We start from the raw sequence: 14,676 nt of genomic DNA, 5'->3' as shown, positions 1-14,676 counted from the left end.
GCGATGTTCGAAGCGCTTTCAGAAAAACAAGCGAGCTTTGAGGAATGCAAGAGATGAGATATGCACACTGCGCTGATGTTCATAGAACCTCTGCGGTGAGTGTCACAGACTCATCTCATCTCGCAGAAAATGACATTTTGATTGTGGTACGTTTTTTGAGACTGTTCAAGAATTCTTCCTCTCCACAAGCCTCCGGTCTCTCTCCATACCAGAAAAGCAGCATCATGAGTGTCAGAAAACGCTCATTTGATGAGACGGCTCAACTTTTTCTGACCAGACTTGTTGCTGTTCATGCTTGTGAAAGCAGGCTCACCTGCGTCACTCACTCCCCCTTGCAAATAGCAGAAGAATATGGTATAAACAGAATAGTCATTCGGTATCCCAGTGGTGAGAAAAGAAACACTCACCCTGGTTCTTCATCCGCGTCACGGTTTGCCGTTTGTGTGGGAAGGGAGTATTGTGTGTTCGAGGAAGGCACTATCCCAAAGGGAGAAAAGCGCGAAGCCATCTTAGAGGCGGCGTTGAAACTGATCGCAGAGCAGGGACTACAACATACGCCGATGTCGCTGATTTCCAGGCACGCCAGAGTCAGTGCGGGAGGCATTTACCATCACTTTGAGAGTAAAGAGGATCTGCTCCAGACCCTCTATCAGCGCATCATGCAGGAGATGATCAGCGCCATTGTGGGGGCCGACGACCCTTCACAACCGCTGGCAAAGCGCTTTCAAACGCTCTGGCTTTCGATGTTTCGTTATGGGCTCGCACACCGGCAGGAACTGGTGTTTTTGGAGCAATATGAAAGCGTGCCCATCCATACGGAGGAGGCATGCAACGATGCTCTTGGAGAGGAGCAAACACTCAATCGTTTGATCGTGGACCTGCGCGCCCAGGAGTTGATCAAGGATCTGCCCCTGGTGATCATCAGCGAATTGACCTATGGCATGGCGCTCAAGCTGGCGAAGCAAGTCCATGCTGGTCAGGTGCGTCTGGATGATGCGACGCTGGCTGAGATTGCGAAAGCGTGCTGGGATGCGATAGCCCGCTAAATTTTTTGTTCCATACCGAACGAATGATCGGTCTGTCTGTTCATGCGAGAAAAAGAGGATTGCATGACATCTGGTTTTTCCTCTCCGCGAGGCTGGACCATGGATCTGATTGGGATCAACGATCCGGTTGAAGCGAGAAAACAATTTGAAGCACTATCATTTCACCTGAGGAGCATTTTTCATGCGTAGCATCCATGTCTATCAGTTTGGCCCTCCCACTGTCTTCACCGCCGCAGCGGCTTCATTCAGTTTGACGACATCACGCGAGATGTGCGCATTTTCTTGCGGCATTCAATCAAGGAGGATCTCAGCATGAGTGAGGGGAAAGGCATGCTGCGGACTGCAGTGGTGACAGGTGGCAACAGCGGTGTCGGTCTGGCCGTCGCTGAAGCTCTCGGCAAGAAGGGCTACAAGGTTTGGATCGCGGGCCGGAACGCCGAAAAGGGCGCGGCCGCCGTGGTGCGGCTTCGGCCCCACTGCCCGGCGGGGATCGCATTTCTGCAACTGGACGTGATGCTGTTCAGCAGCATCGAGCAGTTTGTCCGCACCCTCAGGCCACAGCTAGGCGGGCGGCTGGATGCTCTGGTTCACTCGATGGGCACAGTCGCCACCAAAAGGAGGGTGAGCGCCGATGGCCTGGAAGAAAATTGGGCGACGCAGTTCCTGGGCCGCTATCTCCTCACCGAGGCATTGACGCTGGAACTCTCAAAGTCCGAGGATGGCCGCGTGGTCTTCGTCAGCGCGAACGCACCGAAGAAGCCGCAGTTGTTCGAGGACGACCCCTCGCTCGAAAAGAACTTCAGCACCATACGCGCGATCGCGCAGAATCAGTCAGCGTGCCGACTTTATGAACAGATGTATGCGGACGAACATCCGAGCGGACCGGCCATTAATGGCGCTGTCGCTGGTCTGGTCCGCGATACCGGCATCATTCGTGCGCAGCCCGGTTTTGCCAGGGCGATCTTCGGCATGATGTTTCACCTCTTTGGGATCACGCCTGCGCAGTCCGCGACGAATATCGTGGCGCTCGCCAGCGATCCAGCGCTCAAGGATATCTCCGGCTACTGGTTTTCAAAGCCGCAGGACCTCGAGAAGCGTCAGAAGTTGGCGTATGACGAGACGCACGTGGCGTCTTTACGCCGCCTGCTCGACAGGTACGCAGGCGTTAGAAACACCCTGCTGTCGGTCTGATGCGCAACATACAGCCGACCGCTTGGTGACCTTCGTGGCTTCCGCTGATAAAATCCAGGAACTCCTGATACATACCACACCCCGATGGTGTTCACCTTTGATGAGTCAGTCGCCATCTGAGTGCAGAGGATTGCTGCGCATAGCATCATTCCAGCGATCCTCTGCTGTTTGTCACAGGAAACCACCGATTTTGGCATAAAAAGTTGAGCTTTTTCTCAGGACCCTTCTCTTCTTTTTCTGAGCAAAAAGAGTGAGATGATTACCGATCAGGGATCAATTGGATGTGGTATCACGTCTGCCTCTCCACTCACGCCCCGCGACAAAAGGCATCGTTTCAGCACAGCTTCTCACATGCTTACGCTGTGCCTATGAATGAGAGATATTGTGTGCTGGACGTGAGTCATCTGATGTCACCCGAAGTTGTTCAGGACCTAGAAAGGTTGACACGCGACCTAGCGGAGATCTTGGGGATCACGATCTAAGGGCGCATGATGTGAAGGAGGAGTGGTGAAGCCCACACCCATTCCTCCCTTCCCAAAACATGACCTCCAGAGGTCGTGCCTTTTCTGAAGGCAAACCCTAGCAGTTCTTGGATAGAGAGCTGCTAGGGCCACATCCATCTCTATTCAGTCTTGGCGGTCAGTGTGATAAGCTCAGTTTTAGGAGCAATGTCAACGGTGATTCCTTCTTCCTGGAGTGCAGGGGTGATCTTCTTGACTTCCTCAACAAACTTTGAGGGTGACCGATACCATGTCTTCAACTCATCAGGAAAACGAGTGGATAAGAACTCTTTCAACTGACTTGGCTTCCCACTCCATTCCTGCATCTCTTGCATCAAGAGGCAGAGAGGCTGAAAGAGCACCGATGATCTCAGTGGCGCTAACGTTCTCTCTTTGTGGATCAACGTGACCTCAGTTTCTATCGCCTTCATGTTGATCTCTTTGCCTGCTGCTTGCAGCCGAGCACGTGCCTTTTTGGCATTCCCAGCCTTGGATTACCCAAAAATGCAATACACTGCCATAAAAGGATGAGGAGCCACGTTCTGTGCCAGGTCATATTCGGCCATGGCCTCGTCATAGCGCTGCACATGCTTCAGGATATCGGCCCGAGAGACGCGTAAGAAGAAGCTTTTGGGTTCTGCTCGAAGCGCTTTCTCGCAAACTGCAAGCGCCTCTTGATACGCAGCGAGCGCCGCTTCCCACTGTCCTAGTTTCTCCAGAGCTGATGCTTTTGAGCTATAAGGGTGGACATGTGAGCGATTCAGTCGGATCGCTCGGTTATAGGACTCAACGGCCTCTTCATAACGCCCCAGTTCCTTCAACACATCGCCGATTTTCTCTTGATGAGTTGCCTTTGTTGTCTCTAGACGAGCAGCTTTCTGTCAGATGGGCAACGCTTCCTCGTAGCGCTTCAAGGTGAGCAGAAGTTCACCGAAAACGTCGCTTGTCTCGCCACGCTGAAAGCACATCAGTGTGCGTCAAGGGGCGTTTTTTTCAATACCCTTCCCTCGCATCATGCTGAGGATCTTCTGCAAACGTTCATATTTGTGTATAAGTGACAGGCTTTTAGTCGTGGAGAGTCGGTCACTATTAGCCTTCTATCACAGAGTATCATGGCTGCTCCAGCACAACAATGATGTGCTTGGCCTCAACGATGGCTTGCTGAAGAGCAGCGATCAGAGGCGCAAACAACATTTCTTCCTGGTCGTAGCTCATGAGCAACTCAAGCGATTGTATGCTCGCTCGTTCCTCCGAACAGAGATCTTTCAGATATTCGAGGACATGTTGCTTAACACGTTTATCCATCTGCTTTAGCACCTCGAAGTGAAGCAAAATAGTCTCATGCACCTTCAGTATATTTATTCCGTCTACGTCAACCGTAGAAGCAGGTTGGGACGTTGAAACATAGAGAATGCAATTCTTCTTCGAGTTTGAGGCCCACAAGAGCCAAAAGCACGAACTCCTTCGTGTCTTGATCAGCTTTCCAATTATTTCTTGAGTTTGAGACCCAAAGGGGATGAGATATAAAAGACTGCCCTCACCTCATTCTCTTTAAAAGCTGTATGAAGGTTCTGTTTCCTCCGAAGAGAATGTGTTCGTGTTCCTGTTTGACATCGCTTGTGACACCTATGGAATTGGTCACTTCGTGAGAGAGATAGCAATACTCGTTTTCTCTAGGGACTGGATGGTACAACCATCATTCGCGGTGCATTGAGCACGTCAGAAAGAATCACTGGGGTGTGTACCTTTTTAGATAGAAGTGAGGCCGTTTCAGCATGTGTCCCTGACGTCTACTGTGGGCAGAGGAATGAGCATGTGAAATGGCGTCGGGAGGGTCAGGAGGGAATGTGATGGAACTTCAAGATAGCTTGCGTGCGTGCCTGCAAGCCCTAGAGAGCAGGTATCCCGAAAATTTAGTGGAAGTCAATAAAGCGGTGCTCGGTGAGAGAGTCTTCCAGTTCCGTTATCGTTCAACGGAAGACATCATGGCATGGCTCCAGCAAACCGAGCCAACCATGTTAGAGGAACTGGCTTATCTGGTCATCAATGCGCAGCACTGTGTGATCTACCTGACAGGTCGCTCTGAGCAAATACCGGCATTTTTGCTGCGTCATCGAGGGAAAATGCCTGACCGAGCAGAGCGAAATATTCCATCATTTTACATTCATCAGATGCCGGCTGTTTTTGCTGATTACCAGCGTTGTTTCCATGATTATTCCCCAGTTCTTGTCCGGAGCAGGCTCACTTCTCTTTCGCGCCGCGTGCGGGTCTCATACGATGTAGGTCATACGAGCTCACCCGCGTTGCAGGAAGAGCGTAGAAAGTTTCAACATCACTACACTCTATTTACTTTTAACTTATTGATCGTATGCTAGCCGGATTGATTGTTCTCCATATACTCAACTTTTTATGAGCTTATTTATGTTATTATTGCTTGTATTGGATATTGTATTATTTTGAATAATAATGTATACTTATGGTGTCTCATCGCAATATTCTGAAGATCTACTCCTCACATACTGGCCTCTGCGGCCTCGTTATCAGCATTTGTCATAGCACATATGATTCTTGCAAAGGGTTTGCCGAGCATAGAGCCACAAGGAGACAATAATGCAGCCGCTCTTTCTTCTGTTCCTTATCCTTGTAATCCCCCTTGGGATCCTCTGTTCCCAAACCATACGAAATGACATCAGCAGGCGAGCAAGCGAAAAAGGCAGAATCTCTTTCCCGATAGAGTGTAATGAGATACGCAATACCAAAGGGTGGCAGAAGCTTCTGCATGCGGTTGACGAGCAAACCTTTGTTGTGTCTCTGTTCAGAAAGCGAGTCATTTCTTGTCGAGAGCACCATCGAACCCCTCCCTCGTGGAGGATCAATCTCACGATCCGGTCGTTCACATTTCATATGAATGTGTTCTGCAAGAACGAGTACGGGAATCGGACTCCTACGTCTATGAAATAGCATGTGGGATCACGTATCCGGCGACAACAGGACATCTCTCTCTCCGCGTTATGAGCATGCATTCCTACCGACGAACTCCCATCAGAGAGATTCCATTTACGCGTCATGAAACAGGAGCAACAACCTATGTTGAACTGCTCGAAGGCGAGCAATTAGAAGTGAGAATCGTTACATGCGATGGAACCTACCATAAAGTCTTTTACTATACTCACGGGAAAGAACTCCTTGAGCAATATGCAAGACGAATTATTTCTACCATTCAACAGATACAGCGCGAGTAACTTGCGTCGAGAAAGAAGGTCGCGGCACGCTCTTCGTACTGGTCTTGTGCGTGGCGCAACTTAGCTGTCTGAGGGAGGGTACGTGCTCGTCCCGTTCCAGCCACGTGACGCCGCCTGCCTATCGACGATGAAGACCGACATGCCTGGGGAATCCATCACGTCGAGATAGCGGCTGATGATCACCCGGTCTTCCTTCTCCGTGTTCATGATCGCCACGAGTCTCTGCTGTGCGTTCTGCAGGGCATCGGCCCAATGTGCAAACGAAGCAGTTTGACTGCCCCCTTTCGCCTCCTTGATCTTGCCTGTCTGGACGACCGTGATCCGTCTCGCATGTTCAAAGACCAGACAAGAACCGCGATTGCCTTCCGATTCGGCGGCGCGTAGGAGCAGGCCCAATGGATATCTCCCCGCAAGTCCGGCTTGAGTATAGAGCGTCTCGATCTCACACAGCACACGGAGAGTGATGCGTTGCCACACATCAACAGCGGCAATGCGGTAGTCTGGTGTCCGGAAGGCATCGGTCAACGCATGCGTACCAGCATCCCGAGGTAACGTGTCAAGGAGGTGATAAAAGTCGGCCTTGTTTTTGAGGAGGTGAACCATTTTGCCTGGGAATCCCCACGTTTGGGCACCAAGTATGCTCTGGATCAGCGCCTCCGCTTTAGGAGTGAGATCCGGCTTTCACGGAAGTAAGATCTTGCTTCTCTGCCAAGGATGGTCGTCGGTTGCTCGATACCAACGCCGTCATTCCTATCGTCTCTGTACGAGCACACAAGCCAGAAGGAAAACAGCGTGAGCAAGCCGTTTCTTTTTGCTTAAACCACGAGAGCGAGTGTTGCACAGAAGAAGAAGGGTCGGCTCGACGTCTTTTCCATACGCATGAGCATTCCTCTTCATGGACACCGAGCATTTTGCGAGCATGGAGATGACCTACTTTCGATCCTGCTGGCGAACCCTCCTGAGCAGCCTGCTCAATGAATGGGCAGCAAGCAGGTCGAGTCTGTCCTTATGGAAGCAAAACAACACTTCTTTTTCCTTCGACACCTCAGGTTTCACAGCACGCCTGTTGCAGAACGTTTGGGCAAGAAAACTGATCCTCCCTGTGAATACACTGATGATGCCTCTTGCGCCTGGCTTTGTTACCTGTCCTTCGAGGATTCGCCAGCAGGATCAAGTTGCAGACGAACCATGAAACCGGGGCAAGGTCAGTGTTCTCAGCATCCGTGAGCAGGACGACAAAAAGAGACCAATTGAGCGGTTTCTTCTCTCGGCAACATCCACGCAAGAACATGCAAATGCTCAAAGAGATGGCGACTCTCGCAAAACAAGAGAGCATGTGCTATACTACACAGACGTCGTAGCGTGCTTTGTTGCTCCTAGGAAACTGACCGAGGTGATGGTGCGCAATACCGCAGTTAACCTATTCACTCCGCAGAGCGGAGAAAGAGAGTTCCTTTTGACTGATCAGATACTGTATTGCCGCGATTGCAATCAGGAGTTTACCTTTACTGTCGGCGAGCAAGAATTTTACGCGAGCCGTGGACTGACCAATACCCCAGGTCGTTGCCCCGAGTGCCGCTCCGCCCGCAAGCAGGCGAATGGAGGCACGCGTGGCGGCTTCCGCCTGCGCGAAGCACGCCAAATGTACACCGCTACCTGCGCGAGTTGTGGAAACGAAGCCACTGTTCCTTTCCAACCACGAGATGACCGCCCCGTCTATTGCCAGGGTTGTTATCAGCCCCGTGAAGTTGCGTATTCCAATAGCAGCAGATCGCGCTGGTAATGCTGATGTGCCAGATTATTGTCAACCCAGACAGGCCTTTTGACGTTGCGGTGAAATAGTTTCGCCGCAGCGTGCAAAATGCAGGCATCTTAGCTGAAGCTCGTCGCCGTCGCCACTATGAGATATCCCAGGCTCGACGGAAACGCAAAGCAGAGGCACAACGCCGAAGGCAGAAACGCGCTCGCTTCTCGCCACGGGTCGGTTGAACCCATAGAGATATCCTTAAAGAGGGCGTGCTTCTCCATGCAAGTAAGCCCTCTTTTCGAGATCAGGGGAGAGGCGTGAGGCGAAACGCTGGTGAGGATGGGAGGGAAATATATGCCGTCTCCTGCACTTTCTCCCGCGTTTTCTTCAGGAGAAGATCCGATGAATAGACTACCAACAGGCCAGCTCATCTGGAGTCTCAGACGATGTACTATCACTGGTGGAGAAGATTGGGATCGTCTCTGCGAGCGATGCAAACAGGCCATCCCCGTCTTCGAATATGAACATCGGAATGAGCAGGGACGCCCTTGCTTTGATTACCTGTGTGAGGGATGTGCGCAGAAAAAGCTGGCTGAATGGTTGCAATGTCAGCACAGCCCTGATTACGTGAGCACTCGCACTGTGACGGACTTTGATCTCGCAACCGTCTATTATGAGCCAAAGAATGATGGTGAGACCTTCACTCTGACTCGCTGGAGCCCCGAGCAACGGCGAAGAAGGCTCCAACAAGAGACGTAACGCATCCTCAACCGTTATCCGAAACTGACCCAAAGATGGACAAGCCCTATCTGGCGTTCGGTTCCTGCTTCAACGAACAACCTGCCTGGATCTACCAGGTCTTACAGGATCTCCACAGGCGTACATTCCGGTGTCACTCACCGTACAAGGAGCAATTCTAGCAGAAACGAAGGACGAACGCAAGAGCAACAGATGTCAACGGAAAGGGAGACTTGTCCACTCTCAAGAAACTTGTTTTAACCCTCCCCTGGCGTTCATTGCCCCTTCGGAACACCTGTGAAGGGAGTGTGGGGGCTTCTGCTTGATGGCTAGTCCTTCTATGGCAACTGCCCCCAGAGAAGCTATGGACGATGCGATACTGTCAGGAGGCAAAGCATTAAGCATGCACCTGGCAATACCGCTGTGTGACATCCCAAGCTCGCTGTGATGACCGAAGATCATCTTGGTGCTCAGGTGCTAAAATCCCTCTCGTGATTAGCAGGCGACAGTTGGCCCGATGAAAGTGTTCCTGAGGCGTATCTCCTGGAAATATCTCCTGGATATAGTGGTATCCTTGATTCTTGGTACGAGTGATCCACACCCCTTCGGTCTGGTTCAGTGTTGGTATCGCCATGCATGTTTCCAATTTCTACCGTAAAGCCTTTTTGAAGGTTCTCACGGGAATACACTTTGTTGAATGCTCCTCCTCATACGGCGAAATGAAGGAAGGAATAGGTGTCACATGCGATAGAGGCTCCGAAAAGAGAAGACGCAGGCCTTTGCATGAGAGGCTCTGCTCCATGCTCTCCTCTTTCTGTTCGCACTACGGGGCACACTGCCTCTTTCGTCTCTCCACCAATTTCTTCTTCCGAAGGCGCGTTTGCGTTTCAGGAGGGCGTTTCTCCCTTGTCGGTGATTTGTAATTGCGTCACAATATGGGGAAAGCCATCATGGCAATGTACCAGGTATCGGGCCACGCTGTCACTGGCGTATGCGTTGCCTGGTCTGCTTGGAGATCCTTTTGAGACATACTTCCGGTTTAGCGGATTTTTGCCAGGAGAAAGGATGTAGCAGATCTCTCCAGTATAGTGGCGTTCTCGCACCTGAAAGGTAATCTTCTCACCAAGTGGATATGTGCCTTCCCCCATCGGTCCAAACAACAGGAGAAGTTGTTCCTTACTTCCGTCAAGCCTGTAGGGTTCATACACGCGACGCCCCTGTTGAAGGGACTCAGTGATGGGAACACGCTCATCCGTTTCTGTCGTTACAATCCAGAGGCTTAAAAAGGCTTGTGGTTGAACAACATCAACAGGGGCCCACATCAAGGCTTTCAGGTGAGGGTGTGCATGAATAGCTTTGAGAGCTGCATGTTCGAACAGCTTGATTTGGATGGAACGAAGAAGATCAGCACTTGTGCGTCGGCTGAGGGTCAGGAGCGAAGCAATCTCGATACGATCCACTTTTACGGAAGCCTGCATCCCCAACTGTTGCCAGTCAATAGCATCGAGCGGGATATGAAGCTGTTTACAGCTGGCTGTAAGCTGTTCAGCTATGTGGTGGGCTTCTTGGTATTCGTTGCCCCTGTTTTGGAGTGCGTAGGTCATCAGCGCTGGCTCCTTTTGAGACAGATAGGAAACCTGCCTCTTCTGGGAAGAACATTCCACGGTAAAAATGAGGGGAATGCACCTCATGGATAACTTGGCCAGAACGGTCACTCCTTATGATGACCACACGGTATCTACCAGGCATATCAGGCTCTCTGCGAGAAGGCTTGTGATGGGAGAGGGGAGCGTTCAATCGTGGGATCACGAGCAACGAGTGAGCACAGATGGAAAGTGAAGAAAATTCGCACAGCATGTTTCCACCCTCAGTATGGCATCTTTGGCGAGCGATTGTCAATGGCCGCCTCCCTGAAACGCGTATTTTTTCCAAAATTGAGTAGTGCCGCCATAGGAGACAAAGCGGCGTACAAAAGGACAAAAACAGCATCGTTGCCATTTTACAAGAATCCGAGCGAGAAAGCCCTGCTCATTGATGGCAGGGATGCATCGCCGTTCCTTGAAAGGCGCAGGGGAGGGGCGGATCCTCGCACCAGCGGATGGTGGGGCACTTGACGAGAGGTCACCACGCTGCTATCCTATGGAACATATGCTCTAGACACAAAGCGCCATGCACAGGAGAGATGGGATAATGAAGCGTCAGGCTGCAAGCAATCACACACAAGCACCCACCATCCGCACCCCCACCTTCCTGCTGGAACTGCCCCTCGTGGTGAACGCCGGGCAGGCCAAGCGCCTGCGCGCCCATCTGGAAGCGGCCCGTCAGCTCTCCAATGCCATCCTTTCCCTGGGGCAACAGCGCCTGCGCCGCATGCGCGCTGATCCCGCCTGGCAAGAGGCCCGCTCCATTTCTCGCGCCCACAAGGCGGAGCGAGCGGCGGCGTTCTCCGCCTTGCGCAAAGCCCATGGCTTCACCGAATCCGCCCTGCATCAAGCGGTCAAAGGCTTGCGTGTGGGCTGGATTGCCGAGCACATTGAGGCGGTACTCGCCCAAACCCTGGCCACTCGCTCCTACCGTGCCCTCAATCGTGTCTGCCTCGGTCACGCCAGGCGGGTGCGGTTCAAGAGCAGAGGGCGAGGCTTCTGCAGCATCGAGAACAAGCGCAATGATACTGGTCTGCGCTTTGTCCTGCAGCCACCCGAAGCAGGAAATGCAGGGTTCCTCCTCTGGAACGGTGACCATCTCCCAGCCCTCATCAATTGGCAGGATGAGGTGGTGACCCATGGGCTCAGACATCGCATCAAGTACGCCCGTCTCCTCCAGCGTCCTGCCAGCAGCAAGAGAGCGGCTGGAGCCGATGCCGAGGGCAACCGCTACGTCGTGCAGCTCGCCTTAGAGGGGACGCCTCACCGCAAAGCGAAGCACACGGTTGGGCAAGGGATCGTTGGTGCTGACCTGGGTCCCTCGACCCTGGCGCTCGTTCCCCAGGAAGGAGAAGCCAGCCTGGAGGTATTCTGCGCCGAACTGGCCCCTGACGCCAAGGCCATACGTCGCTTGCAGCGGCAGATGGATCGACAGCGGCGAGCAGGCAACCCTGAGCACTACGACGCGAAGGGGCGCATCAAGAAGCAAGGGGCCAAGAAGCGACCGTGGAAACAAAGCAAGCGCTACCAGGCAACGAGGCGACGCAAAGCGACCAAAGAGCGCAAGCTGGCAGCACACCGCAAGAGCCTGCATGGCCGCAAAGTCCATGAGGTGATGGCGCTGGGCAAGACCATCATCCTCGAAAAGATCTCCTACAAGGCATGGCAGAAGCAGTTTGGCACGGTGCGATCCGTTTCGTCGAAATCGAGAAGATCGAGGGATGACGAGCTCGCGAACACGAGACAACTTGTTGCCTGATGAGAGGTGTAATTCCTCTCTCCTCTGGTGATGAGGAAACAGCATAAACCCTGGAGTAGCGACTGGTCATCAATCTCCAAAGCGGGTTTAAATGAGGATAAGACAGGAGTCTGCCCTGTTGATCTCTTCTAGCAGGCTATTACGGTCAGCAGTTCGTCTCACAAGACGGATGAAACGAATGCATGAAAGAACCATCGTTAACTGTACCAAGCCTACGCAGAATAAGAGGCTTGCCCAAAAAGGGAACATGAACTGGAGAAGGGATTTTTGCCGCTCTTCTCATCACCCAAAGAGTTCATCGGTGGATAGTGCAGACCTACGATAGCGCAAAACAGGTAACAGGAACGGAATAACCAGGTCAAGGCTCTCAAGGGAGGTCGATACCATGAGCAGGTGCCAACCGTATGCCTCTCCTGGCGAGATCGCTTAAAAAGCGAATGCCTGGAGTAACGTCCAGGATATGCTGACGTAAGCGCGGTAGTACAGAAGGAAAAGGCACAAGTACGATGGCAGAGAGGAAAGCATCCAGGATCAAAACCTCAAAGAAGGCCAATGACCCTGAGAGTGAGGCTTGGAGCAGCATTCCCTGGCGCAAGCTAGAGAAACATTGCTTCCGCATCCAAAAGCGCATTTTCCGAGCGAGTCAACAAGGCAACCAAAGAGCAGTACAGAAACTTCAGAAACTGCTGATCAAGTCGGAAGCAGCCCGAACCCTGGCGGTACGAAAGGTGACGCAGGATAATCAGGGAAAAAAGACGGCTGGGATTGACGGAGTAAAATCAGTCAAACCGGCACAAAGACTTGATCTTGTGAAACACATCCATCCTCAACAATGGCCCGAAAAATCGCCCCCCGTCCGAAGAATCCACATTCCGAAACCGGGAAAGCAAGAGAAAAGGCCATTAGGCATTCCCGTTCTCTCGGAGCGAGCGCGACAAATGCTCGTCAAACTTGCCCTTGAACCAGAATGGGAGGCCAAGTTCGAGATCAATAGTTATGGTTTTCGTCCCGGTCGTTCCTGCCATGACGCGATCGATGCAATCTTTATCAGCATCAAACACAAAGGAAAATTTGTGCTAGATGCTGATATTGCAGGTTGTTTTGACAACATCAACCATGAAGAACTGATAAGGAAACTTACGACCTATCCACAACTGACTCAGGCGATCACAACATGGTTAAAAGCGGGTGCGATTGAAAATGAAATGTTTGTGAAAACAGAAGCAGGAACTCCGCAAGGAGGAGTAATTTCTCCATTACTGGCAAATATTGCATTACACGGACTAGAAACGACCATAACAAGCGCATATAAGCCCAAGGAGGGTATTCCTCAAGTCATCCGATATGCTGATGATTTTGTGGTGTTACACCCGACAGAGGAAGGAGTAAAGAAAGCCCAGACACTAGCCATACAGTGGTTACAAACCATAGGGTTAGAGCTAAAACCAAGTAAAACAAAAATCGCCCATACACTCAAAGCACGAGGAGGTCCAGCTGGATTTGACTTTCTGGGCTTCACCATCCGACAATTTCCCGTAGGGAAAACGCACACGGGGAAGAATGGACACGGAAAACCTCTCGGGTTTAAAACCATTATTAAGCCAGAGAAAGAAAAAGTCAAACGACACCTCCGAGACATTCAACAAGTGGTACGATCACTGAAAGGAGCACCACAAGAGAAGCTTATTGCGGAGTTAAATCCTAAAATCGTAGGATGGTCAAGATACTATCAAACGGTGGTCTCGAAAGAGACCTACCAGAAATGCGATCATCTGGTCTACCAAAAACTGCGTTCATGGGCAAAATTCAGGCATCCACACAAGAACACACAATGGAGAACGGAAAAATACTGGAAAACAGTAGGAGAACGCCATTGGGTCTTTGGGAATGGAGAACTCAACCTGAAAAACCACCGCGACACAGTAATCAAAAGGCATGTGAAAGTCAAAGGAGCAGCAAGCCCCTACGATGGAAACTTGGTCTATTGGAGCCAGCGAATAGCAAACCATTCCATGACAAAAGGCAAACTCGCAAAGCTCTTACGAAAACAACAGGGCAAATGTAGGTGGTGTGAACTCATATTTCGAGAGGGTGACCTGATAGAAATTGACCACATCGATTGCAATCACAGCAACGATGTACTGCACAATCTCATGGCAATTCATCGACACTGCCATGACGAAAGACACGCGAGGTTGCAAAAGACGAGCATCAATGACAATGACTGTACAACTGAGGAGCCGTGTGAGGTGAAAATCTCAAGCACGGTTCTGAAGCCGAGCAGAGGAGGTGACTCCTCTGCTTAGGTTAATAGCGTGGGGCTACGAGCACCAGGGATGTTGGTAGCATGGTTGAAACGCACCGTTGCAAGCACGGGCGGCACCCTGGTGGAAGTCCCCACACGCACCACAGCGCTGAGCCAATGGTGTCATGGCTGTGGCAAGCGGGTGAAGAAACCGCTCTCTCAGCGCTGGCATCAGTGCGAGTGTGGTGTGGGTCCCGTGCAGCGCGATCTCTACTCGGCGTTTCTGGCTGCCTATCTTAATCCAAGAGATCCCATCCCCTCGTGTGCCCGATACCAGGCGTATTGGGAAGGTGCGGAGGCGCGCCTGCGGGCAGCACACGAGTGTCTCATCCAACGCGCGAAAGAGGGGCAGGACCTGCCCCAAAGCTTGGGTCTGACTCGAGCCAGAGTGCGTCTGCCCAAAAGTTCAGAGGAACCTCCATTAGAGCCAGCTCCTCATCCTGAAGATGAAGAACTGGAAGCGTGGGACGAACCTCTGGAACCTCCGCTGCTTCAGCACTGACAC

The 14,676-nt window shown here is 51.8% G+C and carries 13 protein-coding genes and 3 pseudogenes; 9 read left to right on the top strand and 7 right to left on the bottom strand.

What is annotated here, in order from left to right; translation table 11 throughout:
* Nucleotides 1-461: 461 nt before the first annotated feature.
* Entirely contained in the window at nucleotides 462-1,046 is a 585-nt protein-coding gene (locus K3T82_RS34720; protein WP_220198070.1) for a TetR/AcrR family transcriptional regulator, read from the top strand.
* A 312-nt stretch (nucleotides 1,047-1,358) separates the two neighbouring features.
* Nucleotides 1,359-2,237, top strand: a complete 879-nt coding sequence (locus K3T82_RS34715) for an SDR family NAD(P)-dependent oxidoreductase (RefSeq protein ID WP_220198069.1) — start codon at nucleotides 1,359-1,361, stop codon at nucleotides 2,235-2,237.
* Between the two features lie 622 nt (nucleotides 2,238-2,859).
* On the opposite strand, the gene K3T82_RS34710 is transcribed toward K3T82_RS34715, so the two are convergent.
* The 3 genes and pseudogenes from K3T82_RS34710 to K3T82_RS34700 all read right to left on the bottom strand — a co-directional run bounded on the left by K3T82_RS34710 (nucleotide 2,860) and on the right by K3T82_RS34700 (nucleotide 4,042).
* Nucleotides 2,860-3,168, bottom strand: coding sequence for a hypothetical protein (locus K3T82_RS34710; protein ID WP_220198068.1), 309 nt, complete (start codon nucleotides 3,166-3,168; stop codon nucleotides 2,860-2,862).
* Nucleotides 3,169-3,231: 63 nt separating this feature from the next.
* Nucleotides 3,232-3,603 (bottom strand): annotated as a pseudogene (locus K3T82_RS34705) (tetratricopeptide repeat protein); the annotation flags it as partial.
* A 244-nt stretch (nucleotides 3,604-3,847) separates the two neighbouring features.
* Entirely contained in the window at nucleotides 3,848-4,042 is a 195-nt protein-coding gene (locus tag K3T82_RS34700) for a hypothetical protein (protein WP_220198067.1), read from the bottom strand.
* A gap of 545 nt (nucleotides 4,043-4,587) precedes the next feature.
* Here K3T82_RS34700 and K3T82_RS34695 point away from each other — a divergent pair.
* On the top strand, nucleotides 4,588-5,112 hold the full coding sequence (locus tag K3T82_RS34695; RefSeq protein ID WP_220198066.1) for a hypothetical protein: 525 nt from the start codon (nucleotides 4,588-4,590) through the stop codon (nucleotides 5,110-5,112).
* A gap of 927 nt (nucleotides 5,113-6,039) precedes the next feature.
* On the opposite strand, the gene K3T82_RS34690 is transcribed toward K3T82_RS34695, so the two are convergent.
* A complete protein-coding gene (locus tag K3T82_RS34690) occupies nucleotides 6,040-6,582 on the bottom strand; it encodes a hypothetical protein (protein WP_220198065.1) in 543 nt (180 codons plus the stop codon).
* Between the two features lie 793 nt (nucleotides 6,583-7,375).
* On the opposite strand from K3T82_RS34690, the gene K3T82_RS34685 reads away from it, so the two are divergent.
* The 3 genes from K3T82_RS34685 (at nucleotide 7,376) to K3T82_RS34675 (ending at nucleotide 8,485) form a co-directional block, all read left to right on the top strand.
* Nucleotides 7,376-7,762 (top strand): zinc-ribbon domain containing protein, encoded by a 387-nt coding sequence (locus K3T82_RS34685; RefSeq protein ID WP_220198364.1) that lies wholly within the window; start codon nucleotides 7,376-7,378, stop codon nucleotides 7,760-7,762.
* A gap of 71 nt (nucleotides 7,763-7,833) precedes the next feature.
* Nucleotides 7,834-7,968, top strand: a complete 135-nt coding sequence (locus K3T82_RS49665) for a 30S ribosomal protein S21 (protein WP_307811287.1) — start codon at nucleotides 7,834-7,836, stop codon at nucleotides 7,966-7,968.
* Between the two features lie 160 nt (nucleotides 7,969-8,128).
* Nucleotides 8,129-8,485, top strand: a complete 357-nt coding sequence (locus K3T82_RS34675; RefSeq protein ID WP_220198064.1) for a hypothetical protein — start codon at nucleotides 8,129-8,131, stop codon at nucleotides 8,483-8,485.
* A gap of 376 nt (nucleotides 8,486-8,861) precedes the next feature.
* Here K3T82_RS34675 and K3T82_RS34670 read toward each other — a convergent pair whose 3' ends face one another.
* Nucleotides 8,862-9,098 carry a hypothetical protein gene (locus K3T82_RS34670; protein WP_220198063.1) on the bottom strand — a complete coding sequence of 79 codons (237 nt, stop codon included), beginning with the start codon at nucleotides 9,096-9,098 and terminating at the stop codon, nucleotides 8,862-8,864.
* 253 nt (nucleotides 9,099-9,351) lie between these two features.
* Entirely contained in the window at nucleotides 9,352-10,068 is a 717-nt protein-coding gene (locus tag K3T82_RS34665; protein WP_220198062.1) for a hypothetical protein, read from the bottom strand.
* 586 nt (nucleotides 10,069-10,654) lie between these two features.
* Here K3T82_RS34665 and K3T82_RS34660 point away from each other — a divergent pair.
* A pseudogene (locus K3T82_RS34660) lies at nucleotides 10,655-11,788 on the top strand (AAA family ATPase); the annotation flags it as partial.
* A gap of 445 nt (nucleotides 11,789-12,233) precedes the next feature.
* Here K3T82_RS34660 and K3T82_RS34655 read toward each other — a convergent pair.
* On the bottom strand, nucleotides 12,234-12,485 hold the full coding sequence (locus K3T82_RS34655) for a hypothetical protein (protein WP_220197514.1): 252 nt from the start codon (nucleotides 12,483-12,485) through the stop codon (nucleotides 12,234-12,236).
* On the opposite strand from K3T82_RS34655, the gene ltrA reads away from it, so the two are divergent.
* Complete coding sequence (gene ltrA / locus K3T82_RS34650) at nucleotides 12,373-14,172, top strand: group II intron reverse transcriptase/maturase (protein ID WP_220196912.1); 1,800 nt, start codon at nucleotides 12,373-12,375, stop codon at nucleotides 14,170-14,172. The genes K3T82_RS34655 and ltrA overlap by 113 nt on opposite strands.
* Nucleotides 14,173-14,178: 6 nt before the next feature.
* Nucleotides 14,179-14,673, top strand: a pseudogene (locus K3T82_RS34645) (AAA family ATPase); the annotation flags it as partial.
* Between the last annotated feature and the right edge of the window lie 3 nt (nucleotides 14,674-14,676).

Origin of the sequence: Ktedonospora formicarum (assembly GCF_016587355.1) — a bacterium.
Classification (GTDB): Bacteria; Chloroflexota; Ktedonobacteria; order Ktedonobacterales; family Ktedonobacteraceae; genus Ktedonobacter; species Ktedonobacter formicarum.
Note: the sequence above shows the minus strand (reverse complement) of the source record. Positions and strands in the feature narration are given on the sequence as shown.